10 protein-coding genes and 2 pseudogenes are annotated in these 15082 nt (G+C 68.1%); 4 read left to right on the forward strand and 8 right to left on the reverse strand.

The genetic code is table 11. The features are described 5' to 3' along the window. Nucleotides 1-23 precede the first annotated feature (23 nt). Nucleotides 24-1130, reverse strand: a complete 1107-nt coding sequence (locus CJ022_RS01685) for a substrate-binding domain-containing protein (RefSeq protein ID WP_101924980.1) — start codon at nucleotides 1128-1130, stop codon at nucleotides 24-26. Between the two features lie 207 nt (nucleotides 1131-1337). Between CJ022_RS01685 and CJ022_RS01690 the strand changes: the two are divergent. The 4 genes and pseudogenes from CJ022_RS01690 (at nucleotide 1338) to CJ022_RS01705 (ending at nucleotide 6578) form a co-directional block, all read left to right on the forward strand. Next, a pseudogene (locus CJ022_RS01690) lies at nucleotides 1338-3024 on the forward strand (OFA family MFS transporter). A 49-nt stretch (nucleotides 3025-3073) separates the two neighbouring features. Next, complete coding sequence (gene fdhD, locus CJ022_RS01695) at nucleotides 3074-3967, forward strand: formate dehydrogenase accessory sulfurtransferase FdhD (protein ID WP_101924981.1); 894 nt, start codon at nucleotides 3074-3076, stop codon at nucleotides 3965-3967. After that, nucleotides 3964-6307: pseudogene (locus tag CJ022_RS01700) on the forward strand (FdhF/YdeP family oxidoreductase). Before fdhD ends, CJ022_RS01700 begins: the two are co-directional and overlap by 4 nt. After that, a complete protein-coding gene (locus CJ022_RS01705; RefSeq protein WP_101924982.1) occupies nucleotides 6297-6578 on the forward strand; it encodes a hypothetical protein in 282 nt (93 codons plus the stop codon). The pseudogene CJ022_RS01700 and the gene CJ022_RS01705 overlap by 11 nt, the downstream one beginning before the upstream one ends. Nucleotides 6579-6762: 184 nt before the next feature. On the opposite strand, the gene CJ022_RS01710 is transcribed toward CJ022_RS01705, so the two are convergent. The 7 genes from CJ022_RS01710 to CJ022_RS01740 all read right to left on the reverse strand — a co-directional run bounded on the left by CJ022_RS01710 (nucleotide 6763) and on the right by CJ022_RS01740 (nucleotide 14910). Next, entirely contained in the window at nucleotides 6763-7137 is a 375-nt protein-coding gene (locus CJ022_RS01710; protein ID WP_101924983.1) for a VOC family protein, read from the reverse strand. A gap of 64 nt (nucleotides 7138-7201) precedes the next feature. After that, complete coding sequence (locus tag CJ022_RS01715; protein ID WP_101924984.1) at nucleotides 7202-7621, reverse strand: nucleotide triphosphate diphosphatase NUDT15; 420 nt, start codon at nucleotides 7619-7621, stop codon at nucleotides 7202-7204. Continuing rightward, nucleotides 7608-8174 carry an NUDIX domain-containing protein gene (locus CJ022_RS01720; protein ID WP_101924985.1) on the reverse strand — a complete coding sequence of 189 codons (567 nt, stop codon included), beginning with the start codon at nucleotides 8172-8174 and terminating at the stop codon, nucleotides 7608-7610. The genes CJ022_RS01715 and CJ022_RS01720 overlap by 14 nt, the downstream gene beginning before the upstream one ends. Before the next feature lie 179 nt (nucleotides 8175-8353). Beyond that, nucleotides 8354-9190: an aldose epimerase family protein gene (locus CJ022_RS01725; RefSeq protein ID WP_101924986.1), complete on the reverse strand. Its 837-nt coding sequence runs from the start codon at nucleotides 9188-9190 to the stop codon at nucleotides 8354-8356. Then, nucleotides 9180-10232 carry a glycoside hydrolase family 43 protein gene (locus CJ022_RS01730; protein ID WP_101924987.1) on the reverse strand — a complete coding sequence of 351 codons (1053 nt, stop codon included), beginning with the start codon at nucleotides 10230-10232 and terminating at the stop codon, nucleotides 9180-9182. The genes CJ022_RS01725 and CJ022_RS01730 overlap by 11 nt, the downstream gene beginning before the upstream one ends. Next, entirely contained in the window at nucleotides 10229-11728 is a 1500-nt protein-coding gene (locus CJ022_RS01735; protein ID WP_101924988.1) for an MFS transporter, read from the reverse strand. Before CJ022_RS01735 ends, CJ022_RS01730 begins: the two co-directional genes overlap by 4 nt. A 203-nt stretch (nucleotides 11729-11931) precedes the next feature. Beyond that, nucleotides 11932-14910: a TonB-dependent receptor gene (locus CJ022_RS01740; protein ID WP_425490837.1), complete on the reverse strand. Its 2979-nt coding sequence runs from the start codon at nucleotides 14908-14910 to the stop codon at nucleotides 11932-11934. Nucleotides 14911-15082: the final 172 nt, after the last annotated feature.

The following is a 15082-nucleotide window of genomic DNA, read 5'->3' on the forward strand; positions in this document are numbered from 1 at the left end:
TCACAGGGGGCATGGCACGCGCGTCACCGACGACGCCCACATCCCGACGCACCAGGACGTGACGCCGAAGCGAACGCCTCGCCCAGGGTCTGCACGTTGCCGCAGTAGCTCGGATCGTAGCCGGGCAGCAGACCGAGTTCGCGCCGGAAGCGGTCGCTGCGCAGCAGCGCCAGCAGGTCGACGAGGCGACCGGCGTCGAGCATGTCGCTGTGGCACAGGAAGAAATAGTGCTCGGTGACCAGCGGGAAGAAATCCAGCCCGTACTTGCGCGCCGGCGGTTCGAGCGCGAAGCCGACATCGGCCAGCCCGCTGGCGACGTAGGCAGCGACCGCGGCGTGCGTGAGTTCCTCGACATCGCAGGCGCGGATGCGGTCGAAGGCGATGCCGTGGCGCGCGAGCATCGCTTCGAGCAGCAGCCGCGTGCCCGAGCCTGGCTGCCGGTGGATCATGCGGATGTCGGGCCGTTCGAGATCCTGCAGCGTCTCGATGCGCAGCGGATTGCCCGGCGCCAGCACCAGGCCCTGGCGGCGCATCGCGAGATGGATCACGCGGTCGTGCTCGAGATCGAGACGCTCGAGGTAGTGCGCGAACAGTGGCGCTTCCAGATCGCCGATCGGCAGGTGCAGGCCGGCGACGTCGCAGGCGCCGGTGCGCAGCGCGGCCAGCGCGTCGTCCGGGCTGCGGTATTTGAGGTCCAGCGGCAGTTCGCCCTCGGCCATGCAGCGCCGCAGGGTCTCGACGCCGAAGCCGTGCGACGCATGGATGCGCAGCGGCGTGGCGTGCGCACTGACCGCCCGTTCGAGTTCGGCTTCGAGTTCCGTCGCCAGGCTGTCGAGCATCGGCGACAGCCTTGCGGCGATCCGGTTGTCGGCCCAGACCAGGCGCTCGCCGATGGCCGTCAGCCGCGCGCCGCGGCCCCGGGTCATGCGCAGCAGCGGCTGGCCGAACACCGCCTGCGCGTCCTGCAGCTGGCCCCAGGCATAGCGGTACGACAGGCCCACGGTGCGCGCGGCGGCAGCCAGCGACCCGCTGCCGCGGACCGCGAGCAGCAGGTCGACGAGATGCGTCGGCAGCCGGTCGCCGCGCGCGTTCTCGAGTTCCCAGCGGGGCTGGATCCGCACCTTGTACATCGCGCCTCCCCGGGCGGTGCCGTCCGGGCGGGGCCGGCAGACCGCAGATTCAATATGTTCCTGAAAGCCGGATATTAGACCATTGGCCTTGGAGCCGGGCCGCGGCTTGGCCTACCCTTGCGGCGAATTGTCGCAGGTGAATATGTTTTCCAGGACATACCTTGCGGCTCGAACGAGCGACACGGCTCATCATCCGGGGAGGATTCCATGGCCAACAGTTCCGCCACCACATTGCCCGCCGGCAGCGCGCCCGAAGGCAGCCTGCTGTCGAAGGAGCGCATCATCGCGCGCGCCGGATTCAACCGCTGGCTGGTGCCGCCTGCCGCACTGGCGATCCACCTGTGCATCGGCATGGCCTACGGCTTCAGCGTGTTCTGGCTGCCGCTGTCGATGGCGGTCGGCATCGACGCCCCGATCGCCTGTGGACCGGAGATGGGCTTCTTCGACCGCATCACCTCCGCGAGCTGCGACTGGAACATCAGCGAGCTGCAGTGGATGTACACGCTGTTCTTCGTGCTGCTCGGTTGCTCGGCGGCGATCTGGGGCGGCTGGACTGGAACGCGTGGGCCCGCGCAAGGCCGGCGTCGTGTCCGCGCTGTGCTGGTGCGGCGGCCTGCTGATCTCGGCGCTCGGCGTGCACCTGCACCAGATCTGGATGCTGTGGCTGGGCTCGGGCGTCATCGGCGGCATCGGCCTGGGTCTGGGCTACATCTCGCCGGTGTCGACGCTGATCAAGTGGTTCCCCGATCGCCGCGGCATGGCGACCGGCATGGCGATCATGGGCTTCGGCGGCGGCGCGCTGATCGGCAGCCCGCTGGCCGACATGCTGATGCGCCACTTCGCGACCCCGACCTCGGTCGGCGTGAAGGAGACCTTCGTGGTGATGGCCGCGGCCTACTTCGTCTTCATGATGGCCGGCGCGTTCGGCTATCGCGTGCCGCCGACCGGCTGGAAGCCGAAGGGCTGGACGCCGCCGCCGGCCAAGGACAACGCGATGATCACCCAGGGCCACGTGCACGTGAGCAAGGTCTGGGGCATCCCGCAGTTCTGGCTGGTGTGGGCGGTGCTGTGCCTCAACGTGTCGGCCGGTATCGGCGTGCTGGGCCTGGCCTCGCCGATGCTGCAGGAGATGTTCGGCGGCCGCCTGATCGGCGTCGACGCCGGCTTTCGCGAGCTCGGCACCGAGCAGCTGTCGGCGATCGCCGCGATCGCCGCCGGCTTCGTCGGCATGCTGAGCCTGGCCAACATCATCGGCCGCTTCTTCTGGGCGTCGATGTCGGACAAGTTCGGCCGCAAGCTCACCTACTCGATCTTCTTCGTGCTCGGCATCGCGCTGTACGCGTCGGCGCCGACGCTCGGCAACGCGGGCTCGATCGCGCTGTTCGTCATCGCCTTCTGCGTGATCCTGTCGATGTACGGCGGCGGCTTCGCCACCGTGCCGGCCTACCTGGCCGACCTGTTCGGCACGCAGATGGTCGGCGCGATCCACGGCCGCCTGCTGACCGCCTGGGCGACCGCCGGCATCCTCGGCCCGTTCGTCATCGGTTACATGCGCGAGTACCAGCTGGGCCTGGGCATGCCGCCCTCGCAGGTCTACAACACCACGATGTACATCCTCGCCGGCATGCTGGTGCTGGGCCTGATCTGCAACCTGCTGGTGCGTCCGGTCAATCCGAAGCACTTCATGACGCCCGAGGAACTGGCGCGCGAGAAGCAGCTGGCGCACGAGAAGGTCGACGCCTCCGGCCAGTCGCTGGTCTCCCAGGACGAGATGGACCGTATCGGTTCGGGCGGCAATCCGCTGCTGGTCGCGTTCTGCTGGGCCGCGGTCGGTATCCCACTCGCCTTCGGCATCTGGAAGACGCTCGAAAAGGCGCTGGTGCTGTTCTCCTGAGCCGATCCGCCGCGGCCGTCCTTCAGGGCGGTCGCGGCATGATGCCCGCATGACCGATCGTTCTTCGAAGCGTTCTCCCCCACCTGCCGGACGCGACGCGGCCGGCAGCGTGCTGCGCGGCGTCGACCGCTGGCGCGGCGGCACGCTGCAGCGCCTCGACGACCACATCGCCGAGGAAGTGCCGGTCGCGTTCGTCTACAACGACGTGCCCTTCGCGGTGATGATGGCGACGCCGGACGATCTCGCCGATTTCGCTATCGGCTTCGCACTCAGCGAAGGCATCGTCACCGCGCCCGACGATGTCGCCATCGAACGCATCGAGCCCTTCATCGAAGGCATCGAGATCCGCCTGCGGATTCCGGAGGCACGCGCCGAGGCGCTGGCGTTGCGTCGGCGCAGCATGAGCGGGCGCAGCGGCTGCGGCGTGTGCGGCAGCGAACTGCTGGAAGCCGCGCTGCGCTATCCGGCGCCGGTGACCGGCGACGTGCGGATCGAGGTCGCCGCGCTGCGCCTCGCCCTGCGGGCCCTGCGCGACGCGCAGGCGATCAACGCGTTGACCGGCGCGACCCACGCCGCCGGCTGGGCGTCGCGCGACGGCACGCTGCGCCTCGTGCGCGAAGACGTCGGTCGGCACAACGCGCTCGACAAGCTGATCGGCGCGCTGCACGCGCAAGGGTTCGCCACCGACGACGGCTTCCTGGTCGTCACCAGCCGCGCCAGCTACGAAATGGCGATGAAGGCCGCGAGCGTCGGCATCGCGCTGCTCGCCGCGATCTCCGCGCCGACCGCGCTGGCGATCTCGCTCGCCGAACGCGCCAACCTCACCCTGATCGGCTTCGCCCGCGACGACGGGCATGCGGTCTACACCCACGCGCAGCGGCTGCTGCCCGAGCCGGCCCCGCCGCTCGCAGCCGCGCGCCCAGGCAGGAGTGCCACGCCATGAGCAACAAGAGCCCGATCCGCAAGTACGACGGTCCCGCCGGTGGCTGGGGCGCGCTGAAGTCGGTCGCGACCCATCTGCTGGAGCAGGACATCGCCGTCAGCGGTGCGAAGACGCTGCTGAAGGCCAACCAGCCCGACGGCTTCGACTGCCCCGGCTGCGCCTGGCCCGACCGCGACCACACCTCCACGTTCGAGTTCTGCGAGAACGGCGCCAAGGCCGTCGCCGCCGAGGCGACCAGGCATCGCGCCGGGCCCGAGCTGTTCGCGCAGTACAGCGTCGCGCAGCTGGCGGCCTACAGCGACCACTGGCTGGAGAACCAGGGCCGGCTGACGACGCCGATGCGCTACGACGCGGCCAGCGACCACTACGTGCCGGTGACCTGGGACGATGCGTTCGCGACGATCGCCGGGCATCTCAATGCCCTGCCCTCGCCCGACGAGGCGATCTTCTACACCTCGGGCCGCACCTCGAACGAGGCCGCGTTCCTGTACCAGCTGTTCGTGCGCGAATACGGCACCAACAACTTCCCCGACTGCTCCAACATGTGCCACGAGTCGTCGGGCACCGCGCTGAAGAAGCAGATCGGCGTCGGCAAGGGCACGGTGTCGCTGCAGGATTTCGAAGAAGCCGACGGCATCTTCATCTTCGGCCAGAACCCCGGCACGAACCATCCGCGCATGCTCGGCGAGCTGCGCGAGGCCTCGAAGCGCGGCGCCAGGATCGTCTCGTTCAACCCGCTGCGCGAGCGCGGCCTGGAACGCTTCGCCGATCCGCAGGACAAGGTGGAGATGGCGACCTACGGGTCGACGCGGATCTCGTCGGACTATTTCCAGCTCAAGATCGGCGGCGATCTCGCGACGGTCAAGGGCATGATCAAGCACGTGCTCGAGCGCGACGTCGAGGTCACCGGCAACGGCGGCGCCTCGCTGCTCGACCACGCCTTCATCGCCGAGCACACGACGGGTTTCGACGCCTTCGTCACCGACGTCATGGCCGAGACCTGGGAGACGATCGTCGAGGAATCCGGGCTCGACGAGGCGCAACTCCGCCGCGCCGGCGAGCTGTATCTGTCGTGCGAACGCCTGATCGCGTGCTGGGGCATGGGCATCACCCAACACAAGCACTCGGTGGCGACGATCAACATGCTCGTCAACCTGCTGCTGCTGCGCGGCCATCTGGGCCGCCCGGGCGCGGGCGCGTGCCCGGTGCGCGGCCACAGCAACGTGCAGGGCGACCGCACGATGATGATCTACGAGAAGCCGCCGGCGGCGTTCCTCGATCGCGTGCGCGACGTGTTCGGCTTCGAGCCGCCGCGCGAGGACGGGTTCGACACCGTCGGCGCGATCGAGGCGATGATCGACGGCCGCGCGAAGGTGTTCTTCGGCATGGGTGGCAACTTCGCGATCGCGACGCCCGATTCGGACGCGACCGCGCGCGGCCTGCGCCGTTGCGATCTCACCGTGCACGTCACCACCAAGCTCAACCGCAGCCACCTGATCCACGGCCGCGACGCGCTGATCCTGCCGTGCCTGGGCCGCACCGAGATCCGGCCCGCAGGGCGTGACCGTCGAGGATTCGATGAGCATGGTGCACCTGTCGTCGGGCATCAATCCGCCGGCCTCGGACACCCTGCTGTCGGAACCGGCGATCGTCGCGCGGCTCGCCGACGCGACGCTCGGCGCGCGCAGCCGCATTCCGTGGCTGTCGCTGATCGAGGACTACGACCGCATCCGCGAACTCATCGCGAAGACCTTCGACGATTTCCACGACTTCAATACCCGCGTGCGCGTGCCCGGTGGCTTCCGTCTGTCGAACACCGCGCGCGACCGCAACTGGGTGAATCCGGCCGGCAAGGCCGTGTTCTTCGCCTGCCCGGTGCCGACCGACAATCCGATCCACCGCGCGCGTCGCCAGCGCGGCACGCAGCCGGTGTTCAACCTCGCCACGACGCGGTCGCACGACCAGTACAACACCACGATCTACGGCTTGAACGACCGCTACCGCGGCGTGTTCGGCGAGCGCCGCGTGCTGTTCATCGGTGCCGGCGACATCGCAGCGCTTGGCCTGCAGGCTGGCGACTGGGTCGACCTGGAAAGCCTCTGCGACGACGGCGTGCGGCGCCAGGCCAAGCGCTTCCTGCTGGTCGAGTACAACATTCCGCAGGGCTGCCTGGCCGCGTACTACCCGGAAACCAATCCGCTGGTGCCGCTCTCGAGCTTCGCCGACGAATCGCGCACGCCGACGTCCAAGTCGGTGCCGGTGATCGTCACGCCGCACGCGCCCGAGTCCGGCGCGCAGGCGCCGCGCCATCGCGACATTCCCGCCGACGTTGTCCGTTGACACGGCCCTGACCCGGGCGCTGCTGGTCGAGCTGGCCGCGCATCCGGCCGGCATGTCGCTGCCGCGCCTCTGCAAGCGGCTCGGCGTGCGCATGAGCGTGCTGCTCCGCACGCTCGCGTGGCTCGGCGAGGACAGCATCGGTGGCACGCCCGGTGCGGGCTGGGTGCGCACGGTCGAGGACGGCGATCGCACGCTCGCGCTGCTGACGGACACGGGGCGCGCGATGGCGGCGACCGATGCCGCCAGTGCGACGAAACGTGAATCCGATTGACGTCGTGCACGGGTCTGCGTGTCTAGACCCGCTCGATGCGGTGGAGCACATAACACTGCATGCCCGCTTGGTTTCCGACGTCGCCAGCGCCTGATTGCAACCCCGCCTCCAATGCGAGCAGACCCGCCGCAATGAAACCAGGCGGCTGCCGCGCACGGCTCGCGCCCCGCGCGCGCCTCAATGGTCAGTCGTGTGCGCCACTGGTTGCCTCGCCGATGCTGATCTGGTTGCCGCTGGGATCTGCGATGCGGAAATCCCGCATGCCGTAAGCCCGATCGTCGATCGGGACGAGGACCTTCACGCCGGACGCCACGAGCGCGTCGTGATAGCGATCGACGCCGACGACGCGCAGATAAATGTGGGACGCGCCGACCGGCTTCGCATCCCGGCGCGCGGTCAGCGTGATCTCGGCATCACCGCAGCAGACCGCGGCGATCTCGGGCGGCGCTCCCCAAGACCACGCCAGTTCGAATCCCAGAATCTGCTGATAGAACACTAGCGTTTCGGTCATATCGTGCACCGACAGCATCGGCGCCACGGACTGGACTGCTGCGGACATCACCGGTCACCTCCCCGCTGTCGACGTTGGGCATTCGGCCTGGCGCCTGCCGGAACTGTGGGCATCAATCCACGTCCGCAGGCACGAAACCGCTCGCATGCAGACTGCGCAGCGGCAGGAACAGTGGTTGCGGTAGGGCCGACCATTCGAACCAGTCCCAGGCCAGACATTTCCCGGGCTCCAGGATGGCCGGGGTTCCGGTCGCGCGTGCAGTGACGAACAGGGTGACGTAATGCCGGCCCTCTGGCTCGAAGACGTCGCTGGTGTAAGGCGCATGCGCCAGGTCGATCGCATCGAGACCGGTTTCCTCGCGCAGCTCGCGCGCCGCGCAGGCCATGACGGTTTCACCGAACTCCAGATGCCCGCCCGGCAGCGCCCAGGTTCCCGCGCCGTGCGCGCCTGCGCGCGGCCCCAGCAGCACCCGTCTCTCACGCACGGCGATGACCCCGACGCCGACCCGCACTGTTTCGTCATGCGCCGCCATCGCACCGCTCCTCTCTGGCCGTGCATTCAAGCTTGGCGACGAATCTGTGCAGATGTGGATCGCAGCGATGAAGCGGCAGCGCCGCGAAGGAAAACCATCTTGCGTCGTGGAATTCGACAGGATCGAACTCGATGGGCGCATGGCGATCCCCGGTGATGGCATACCACAGCGAGACATCGGTGTGTCCCGAGGTCGCACCGACGGTCTCTGTGACGGTCACCATGCAGGGCGCATGCACATGGTCGCGCGCGAGATCGATCCCGAGCTCCTCTTTGAGTTCGCGGACAACGGTCGCGCGCGGATCCTCGCCCGGCTCCACATGCCCACCTGTCGGCAGCCATCGCCCCGCGTTCCGGTGATCCACGAGCAGGATGAAGCCATCGCAGATGAGCGCGAAATACGACACAAGGTGCTTCGGCGGGATGGCAGGTTTTTCTGTACGACATAGCGGCGCCCCTGACCGCACCCAGTCGATCGCATCACGCAGATGCACCTGCTCCAGCGGATCGCACGGCGTGATCGATGCCAGCTCCGCGTAGACACGTTCCAGCACGGTCGAACCCCCTTGCTCCAGTTCTTGCCTTGCGAAGCGGCCTCAAGGCCGGACCCGGCACGACGCCAGTCGATGCCAGAGCGTATACCGGTTATTAGGCGGTGGAATCTCTTCGAGGCACCGACCCGCCGCACGGATCGGCGTTACACCAGCGCCGCAGGCGGTCGTGGCGCAATGTCTCAGCGAGTCGCCGACTCCAGCCACGCCATCTCGAACCAGCGCGTCAGGCGCTCGCCGGCGTCGAGTCGCGACGGCGCCAGGTTGAAGGCATCCGGCGGGCCGCTCTGTGGCTCGATGCAGGTCGCGTGCGCCGGTGCGTCGAAGACGACCCAGTGGCTGCAGTCCGATGTGAGCTGCAGGCGTTGGCCGGCGCGTTCGAGCGCCGCGCCCGTCGCGCCGACGAAGCAGTCGTCCCACGGCGGTGGCGGAGGCGCCGCCAGCGGTAGCGTGGCCAGGCCGTCCGTGTCGCGCGGATACACGTGCGTCGGCGCGAACTCCACCCGCTCCGGCTTGCGGAACCACGGGTGCCAGCCGATGACGGCGGGCATCGCCTGGTCTTCGGCATCCAGTTGCATCGTCAGGCGCAGGCGCCGCGGCGTCAGGCGGATCGTCTGCCGGGCGATGCCGCCGAACGGCCAGCGCGCATCGCGCGGCAGCTGCAGCGACAGCACGATGCAGTCGGTGGTGTGCAGGTCCAGCGTCCATGGCAGGGCGAAGCCCACGCCGTGGATCGCATGCGGTGCGAGATTGGCGGTCAGCGCGTGGCCTTGCCCGTCGAAACGGAAGCGGCCGTTCCGCACGCGCCCGGCCCACGGCACCATCGGGTAGCACCCCCAGGCGATCGTCGCGGGATTGCCGTCGTCGTCACCGACCAGCTGGGGCACGCCATCCTGGACGATCTGCGCGATGCGCCCGCCCGCTTCGGGCGCAACGGTGACGGCCAGTGCGCCGCACGCGATCCGCAGCAGCGGCCCCGGCGCCAGCGGCCTCAGCGCGCCATCGGGCTCATCCGCCATAGGGATCGATGGTGCGGATGCGGCCCTGCGCGTCGTGGTGCAGCTCGGTGACCTTGGTCGTGCGCAGGTGGGTGACGCCGCCGGAGTGCAGCGCATCGTGGTAGTAGAGCCACCAGCGGCCCTCGAACTCGACGATGGAATGGTGCGTCGTCCAGCCGACCACCGGCTCGAGGATCACGCCCTGGTAGGTGAACGGCCCGTACGGGCTGTCGCCGACGGCATAGCACAGCAGATGCGTATTGCCGGTCGAGTAGGAGAAGTAGTACCGGCCCGCGTGCTTGTGCACCCACGGACCTTCGAAGAAGCGCCGGGTGTCGTCGTCGGCGCGCAGCGGCTGCCCGTGCGCGTCGAGGACCAGCACCTCGCGCGTCGGCTCGTCGAGCTCCAGCATGTCCTCGCGCAGCCGGCCCACCCGCGCGCCCAGTGCGGGCGCATCGCCAACGGGTTCTTCGTGCGCGGCGTCGCGGACGTTGTCGCGGTACTTCTGCAGCTGGCCGCCCCAGATGCCGCCGAAGTATAGGTAATACGCGCCGTCGTCGTCGCCGTAGACGGCCGGATCGATCGAGTACGTGCCGGCCATCGCCTCGGGTTGCGAGGTGAACGGACCTTCGGGCCGATCGCCGACCGCCACGCCAATCCGGAACACGTCGTCGGCATCCTTGGCCGGGAAGTAGAAGTAATAGCGCCCGTCGCGATACGCGGCATCCGGCGCCCACATCTGCCGCGTCGCCCACGGCACGTCGCGCACGTGCAGCGCGACGCCGCAGTCCACGGCCTCGCTCTCGGGCGTGTCCATGCGCAGCACGTGATAGTCCTGCATGCCGAAGTGCCCGCCTTCGTCGTCGAACGGCGTGCCTGCATCGATGTCGTGCGAGGGATAGATGTAGAGGCGTCCCTCGAACACGTGGGCCGAGGGATCGGCGGTGTAGAGCTGGGTGATCAGCGGCCGCGAAATGGCGCGTGCGGCCAGCAGTTCGAGTTCGGCCGACAGTGCCTCGTCGCCCGGCGCTGCGGAGGGCGGCGGCGTGGGATGCGCACTCATGCTTCGGCTCCCGTGCGCAGACGGCGCTCGGCGAGTTCGCGCTCCAGGCGCGCCTCCATGGTCCGGTCGATCCGGTAGAAGAACAGCAGGCCCACCGCGAGCAGGAACGGCGTGGCGCAGTAGAGGCTGATCGCGAGACGGATGCCGTCGACGACCGGCGCCGATTGCGCGCCGCCGCCGGTCTCGTAGCCGTAGCGCGCGAGGATCGCCGCGACCAGCGCGCCGCCGATGCTCAGCCCGACTTTCAGGCCGCAGATCATCGCCGAGAAGATGATCGCGGTCGCACGCCGGTTGTTCTGCCATTCGGAATAGTCGGCGACGTCGGCGATCATCGCCCACAGCAGCGGAATCGTGATGCCGTAGAAGAAGCCGTGCAGGATCTGCGACCCGAACACCAGCCAGACCGCATCGGGCGGGAACAGGTAGAACGCGAGCACGAACAGCGTCGACACGAACAGCGCCCCGCCGAACACGTCGCGTTTGCCGAAGCGTTCGGCCAGCGGCCGCGACAGGCCGATGCCGAGGATCATGAAGATGATGCCGCCGGCGTTAAACAGGCTGAAGGCCGAGGTCGGTGCGTCTTCCGGCCACTGGAAGCCGGCCAGGCCCACGCCGGTCAGCGCCACGTTGAGGCCGCCGATGAATCCGTTGAATCCGGAGCCCTGCAGGAACGCAGCGAGCGCGGTCGCATCGAGGTAGTACTGGAAGTAGTAGATCGTCATGCCGCCCTTGAGCGCCAGGGTGACGAACACCAGCACGGTGAGCGTCAGCATGATCAGCCACGGCCGGTTGTGGACGAGATCGGTCAGGTCCTGGCGCACGCCCGACGACTGCGCGGCCGTCGGCACGATGCGTTCGCGCGTGGTGAGGAAGGTGATCAGGAAGAACACCGTGCCGACCACGGCGAAGACCGTCATCACCTGTTCGAAGCCGCGCACCCGGTCGCCGTCGCCGAGGATCAGCACCAGCGGCAGCAGCAGCACCTGGATCACGAACTGCGCCACCATCACCGCGACGAAGCGGTATGACGACAGGCTGTTGCGCTGGTCCATGTTGCCGGTCAGCACGCCACTGAGCGCGGAATACGGCAGGTTGTTGGCGCCGTAGACCAGCACCAGCAGCGTATAGGTGACCAGCGCGTAGACCACCTTGCCGCGTTCGCCGAGATCGGGCGTGCTGAAGGCCAGCAGCGACAGCACGCCGAACGGCACCGCGGTCCACAGGATCCACGGCCGGAACTTGCCCCAGCGCGTGCGCGTGCGGTCGGCCAGCAGGCCGATGATCGGGGTGAACACGAAGGCGCCGAGCATGCCGACGACGAAGATGATCGTGGCCGCGGTCGCTGCGGGCAGCGCGTAGACATCGGTGTAGAAGAACGCGAGGTAGGTGACCAGCGTCTGGAAGATCAGGTTGGCGGCGAGATCGCCGAGGCTGTAGCCGACTTTTTCACGGACGGACAGCACTTCGGTCACGCTGGGTGGAAGCACGGGATTCATTGCGGAGGGGGATCCGGTGTGGAGGCGGCCGATGCCGACGTTGCGTCAAGGACCCGGGCGCGTCCACCGGCCGTCATCGGCCACCGCATCGGATGCGGGGACCGGTAACGCGTCGACGGGCGCGACACGAGGAAAACACGATCCGCCCCGGCGTCGGAACGCCGGGACAGACCGTGGGGAGGCAGGCACGACTGGAATCCGGATCAGAACGTGCCCCGGATGCCGATGGTGTACGTGGTCCCGGGATCGTAGAGATCGTTCACGGCGTTGGAGTACCAGAAGTTCGACCGCCGTTCCTCGCCGGTGATGTTGAGGATGTTGAAGGTGATCTGCGGCTTCGACGGCAGGTTGGCGAGCGTGTAGCTGGCCGCGAGGTCGAGCTGCCCGCGGTCGTCGCCGAAGATCTGGGCCTGCGGGATGCCCTGCTGGTTGGGACCGGTGCCGACGGCGCCTTCCTGCCAGGTGTAGGACAGCCGCAGCGATGCGACATCGTTCTCCCAGTACGCGGTCGCATTCCACAGCGACGGCGCGACACCGTAGACGTTGCCCGACAGCGCGGTGGCATCGCGCCCCTCGGTGGAGATGTCGAGCTTGGTGTAGTTGGCCATGAAGCCGAGGCCGTCGAACACGAAGCCCAGCGGCTGCACCCAGATGGCTTCCCAGCCGCGGATGTTGAGCGCCGCGTCCGCGTTCACCTGCTGGTTGACGTTGACCGTGGCGACGCCCGGGCCGCCGCGGTTGTTGATCGCCTGCTGCTGGGTCTCGGTCAGATCCGCGAACGGGATGCCCAGATCCAGGAACGGACGCGTGGTGACGCCCTGGAAGGTGTAGCCCTCCACGCGCTTGTTGAACAGGGTCAGGCCGACGAAACCTTCGTCGCCGGTGTACCACTCGCCGCCGAGATCGAAGTTCGTCGACAGATACGGCGTGAGTTCCGGATTGCCCTGCGAGGCGACCTGCGCCGACTGGTCGGTGAAGACCGTCGACGGCAGCATCGAACTCGGGTTCGGCCGGGTCATCGTGCGGGAGCCGGACATGCGCAGCACGACCTGGTCGGCGACGTCCCACGCCGCACTGAACGACGGCAGCCACTCGCTGTAGTCGCCGGTCAGCGTCTGGTACTGGCGCACGCCACCGAGGGTGACCGGGCCGGAGATGTCCTGGTCGGTGCTGGCCCAGCGCATGCCCGCGTTGAACCGCAGATCACGGTTCCACACTTCGGTCTCGCCGTTGAGTTCGATGTACGCCGCCAGGGTGCGCTCGGTGAAGCCGCCGGTCGCGCCGCCGGTGTTGGGGCCGCCGGATTCCGGGGCCTCGTCGCGATAGCGGTAATAATCGGTGTCGTTCTTGAAGCGGTCGCCGTCGACGGTGATGAAGCCCTGCGGGCCGGGCAGGAGGTACGACGCGAGTTCGGCGTTGGTGATCAGTGCGCCCGGATTGCCGTCGCAGGCCGGGCGCGGATCCGGCACGCTGCCGTCCGGATTCAGACCGCGGCAGACCAGGTTCTCCCACGCCGGGCTGTTGTCGAAACCGCGGATGGTGCGGGCGTTACGGTCCCAGGCGACGCCGACCCGGACGTTGCGGCTGTCCTCGCCGAACTGCAGATCGGCGCGCACGCCACTGGTCTCGGTCACGCGCTTCTCGTTCTGCACGTTGACCCGGCCACCGCCGGCCCAGGTCCAGCCCAGATTCGGATCGTTGAGATCGAGATCGGAATCGAAGGTCGGCACGCCGCCGTCGTTGGCGTACTGCACGGTGGTGAACGGCGTGTTGACCAGGATCGTCGGCGACTCGCGGAACATCCAGCTGCGGCTGATGTTGGCTTCCACGTCCAGCTTGACGTCGTCGGTGAACCAGAACGTCGCGCCCGGCGTCAGGTGCCAGTACTGGACGTCCTCCTCGTAGGGCCGGTACTCGAGGAAGAACTGCGCATTGGTGAAGGTCGCGTTGGTGACGACGTTGTTCGCGTCGAGCTGCATGTCGATCGGGACCAGCTGTCCGTTGCGGCCGATCAGGTTGACGTCGATGCGCTCGTTGGTGCGCTTCGCCTTGGTGTAGAGCCCGTCCACCCAGACGTGCAGGCGGTCGTTCGGACGCCACTCCATCGACGCGAGCACCGCGTCGCGATCGCGATCGCCCGACATGGACACCGGCCGGCCCAGGCGCGGGATCAGCGCTTCGCCGATCTGCGCCGTGGTCAGGCCCGGATTGTTGGCGAGCAGCCACGCCGCATCGATCGGCTGGCCGGGCGTCAGGCCGGCCGCGATCGTGGACGGATTGTTCGGCACGACATCGGGAATGCGCCAGCCGTTGCCGCCGGTCACGTTGCAGGGCTGTCCCAGCGCGGGAAAGCCGACCGGGTCGCCGCCGTTGCCGCACTGCGCATTGGTCAGGTTGGGATTGGTCCAGCCGATCGTCTCGAAGCCTTCGACGCCGATCTTGCCGCGCGACGAGGTCACGCCGACCAGGGTGCCGAACGTGCCTTCCTCGTTGGTCCAGCTGAAGATCGACGAGCCGCGCGGACTGGTCTCTTCGCTGACGTCGTTGTAGTCCGCCTGCAGGTGATAGGTGACGTGCGTGCCCGGCATGTCGAACGGACGCACGCTGCGCATGTCGACCACGCCGGCGGCGCCGCCCTCGGGGAGGCTGGCCTGCGGCGACTTGTACACGGTGACCTGGTTGAAGAACTCGGTCGGGAAGATGTTGAGATCGACTTCGCGGTTCTGGTTGGTCGCATCCAGACCGATCGATGCGGTGGCGACCGACGCGCCGTTGATCAGCGTCTTGGTGAAGCTGCTGCCGAGGCCGCGGATCGCGATGTTCAGGCCTTCGCCGTTGACGTCGCGGTTCAACTGGATGCCCGGGATGCGGGTCAGCGATTCGGCGATGTTGGTGTCGGGAAATTTGCCGAGATCTTCGGCGAAGATGGAATCGGTGAAGCCGGTGGAATCGCGCTTCGCATCGGTCGCGAACTGCAGGCTCTGGCGATAGCCGGTGACCGAGATCGTATCGAGCTGGGTGACCGAGGGTGACGCCGGCTCCGATGTCGGCGGCGTCGGTGGCGTCTGCGGTGCAGGCGCGGGGGCCTGCGGACTCTGGGCCAGCGCGGATGCGCTCGCCATGCTCAGCAGCGCCAGGCTCAACGCATGCGACAACACGGTTCGTGTGACTTTGACTTGCACCGTACTCCCCTCCCGTTTCTGGTGTGACTGCGCGGTGCGGAAGCGCACCCTGCAGTGATGTTCTGTCCCGCCCCTGCGCTGCCGCGGCTCTCGCGTTGCAACGCGTGGCCAGGAAGGTAGCGCTATCATTCCAGAGGCGCACGCTGCGGAGCAGCATTCGCCATCCGCCACG

The organism is Luteimonas rhizosphaerae (assembly GCF_002849595.1).
Taxonomy (GTDB): Bacteria; Pseudomonadota; Gammaproteobacteria; order Xanthomonadales; family Xanthomonadaceae; genus Luteimonas; species Luteimonas cellulosilyticus.

What these genes read in the sequence shown, in the direction of transcription:
- CJ022_RS01685 (WP_101924980.1), bottom strand. Translation starts at nt 1,130, where the DNA reads ATGTACAAGGTGCGGATCCAGCCCCGCTGGGAACTCGAGAACGCGCGC.
- fdhD (WP_101924981.1), top strand. Translation starts at nt 3,074, where the DNA reads ATGACCGATCGTTCTTCGAAGCGTTCTCCCCCACCTGCCGGACGCGAC.
- CJ022_RS01710 (WP_101924983.1), bottom strand. Translation starts at nt 7,137, where the DNA reads ATGTCCGCAGCAGTCCAGTCCGTGGCGCCGATGCTGTCGGTGCACGAT.
- CJ022_RS01715 (WP_101924984.1), bottom strand. Translation starts at nt 7,621, where the DNA reads ATGGCGGCGCATGACGAAACAGTGCGGGTCGGCGTCGGGGTCATCGCC.
- CJ022_RS01725 (WP_101924986.1), bottom strand. Translation starts at nt 9,190, where the DNA reads ATGGCGGATGAGCCCGATGGCGCGCTGAGGCCGCTGGCGCCGGGGCCG.
- CJ022_RS01730 (WP_101924987.1), bottom strand. Translation starts at nt 10,232, where the DNA reads ATGAGTGCGCATCCCACGCCGCCGCCCTCCGCAGCGCCGGGCGACGAG.
- CJ022_RS01735 (WP_101924988.1), bottom strand. Translation starts at nt 11,728, where the DNA reads ATGAATCCCGTGCTTCCACCCAGCGTGACCGAAGTGCTGTCCGTCCGT.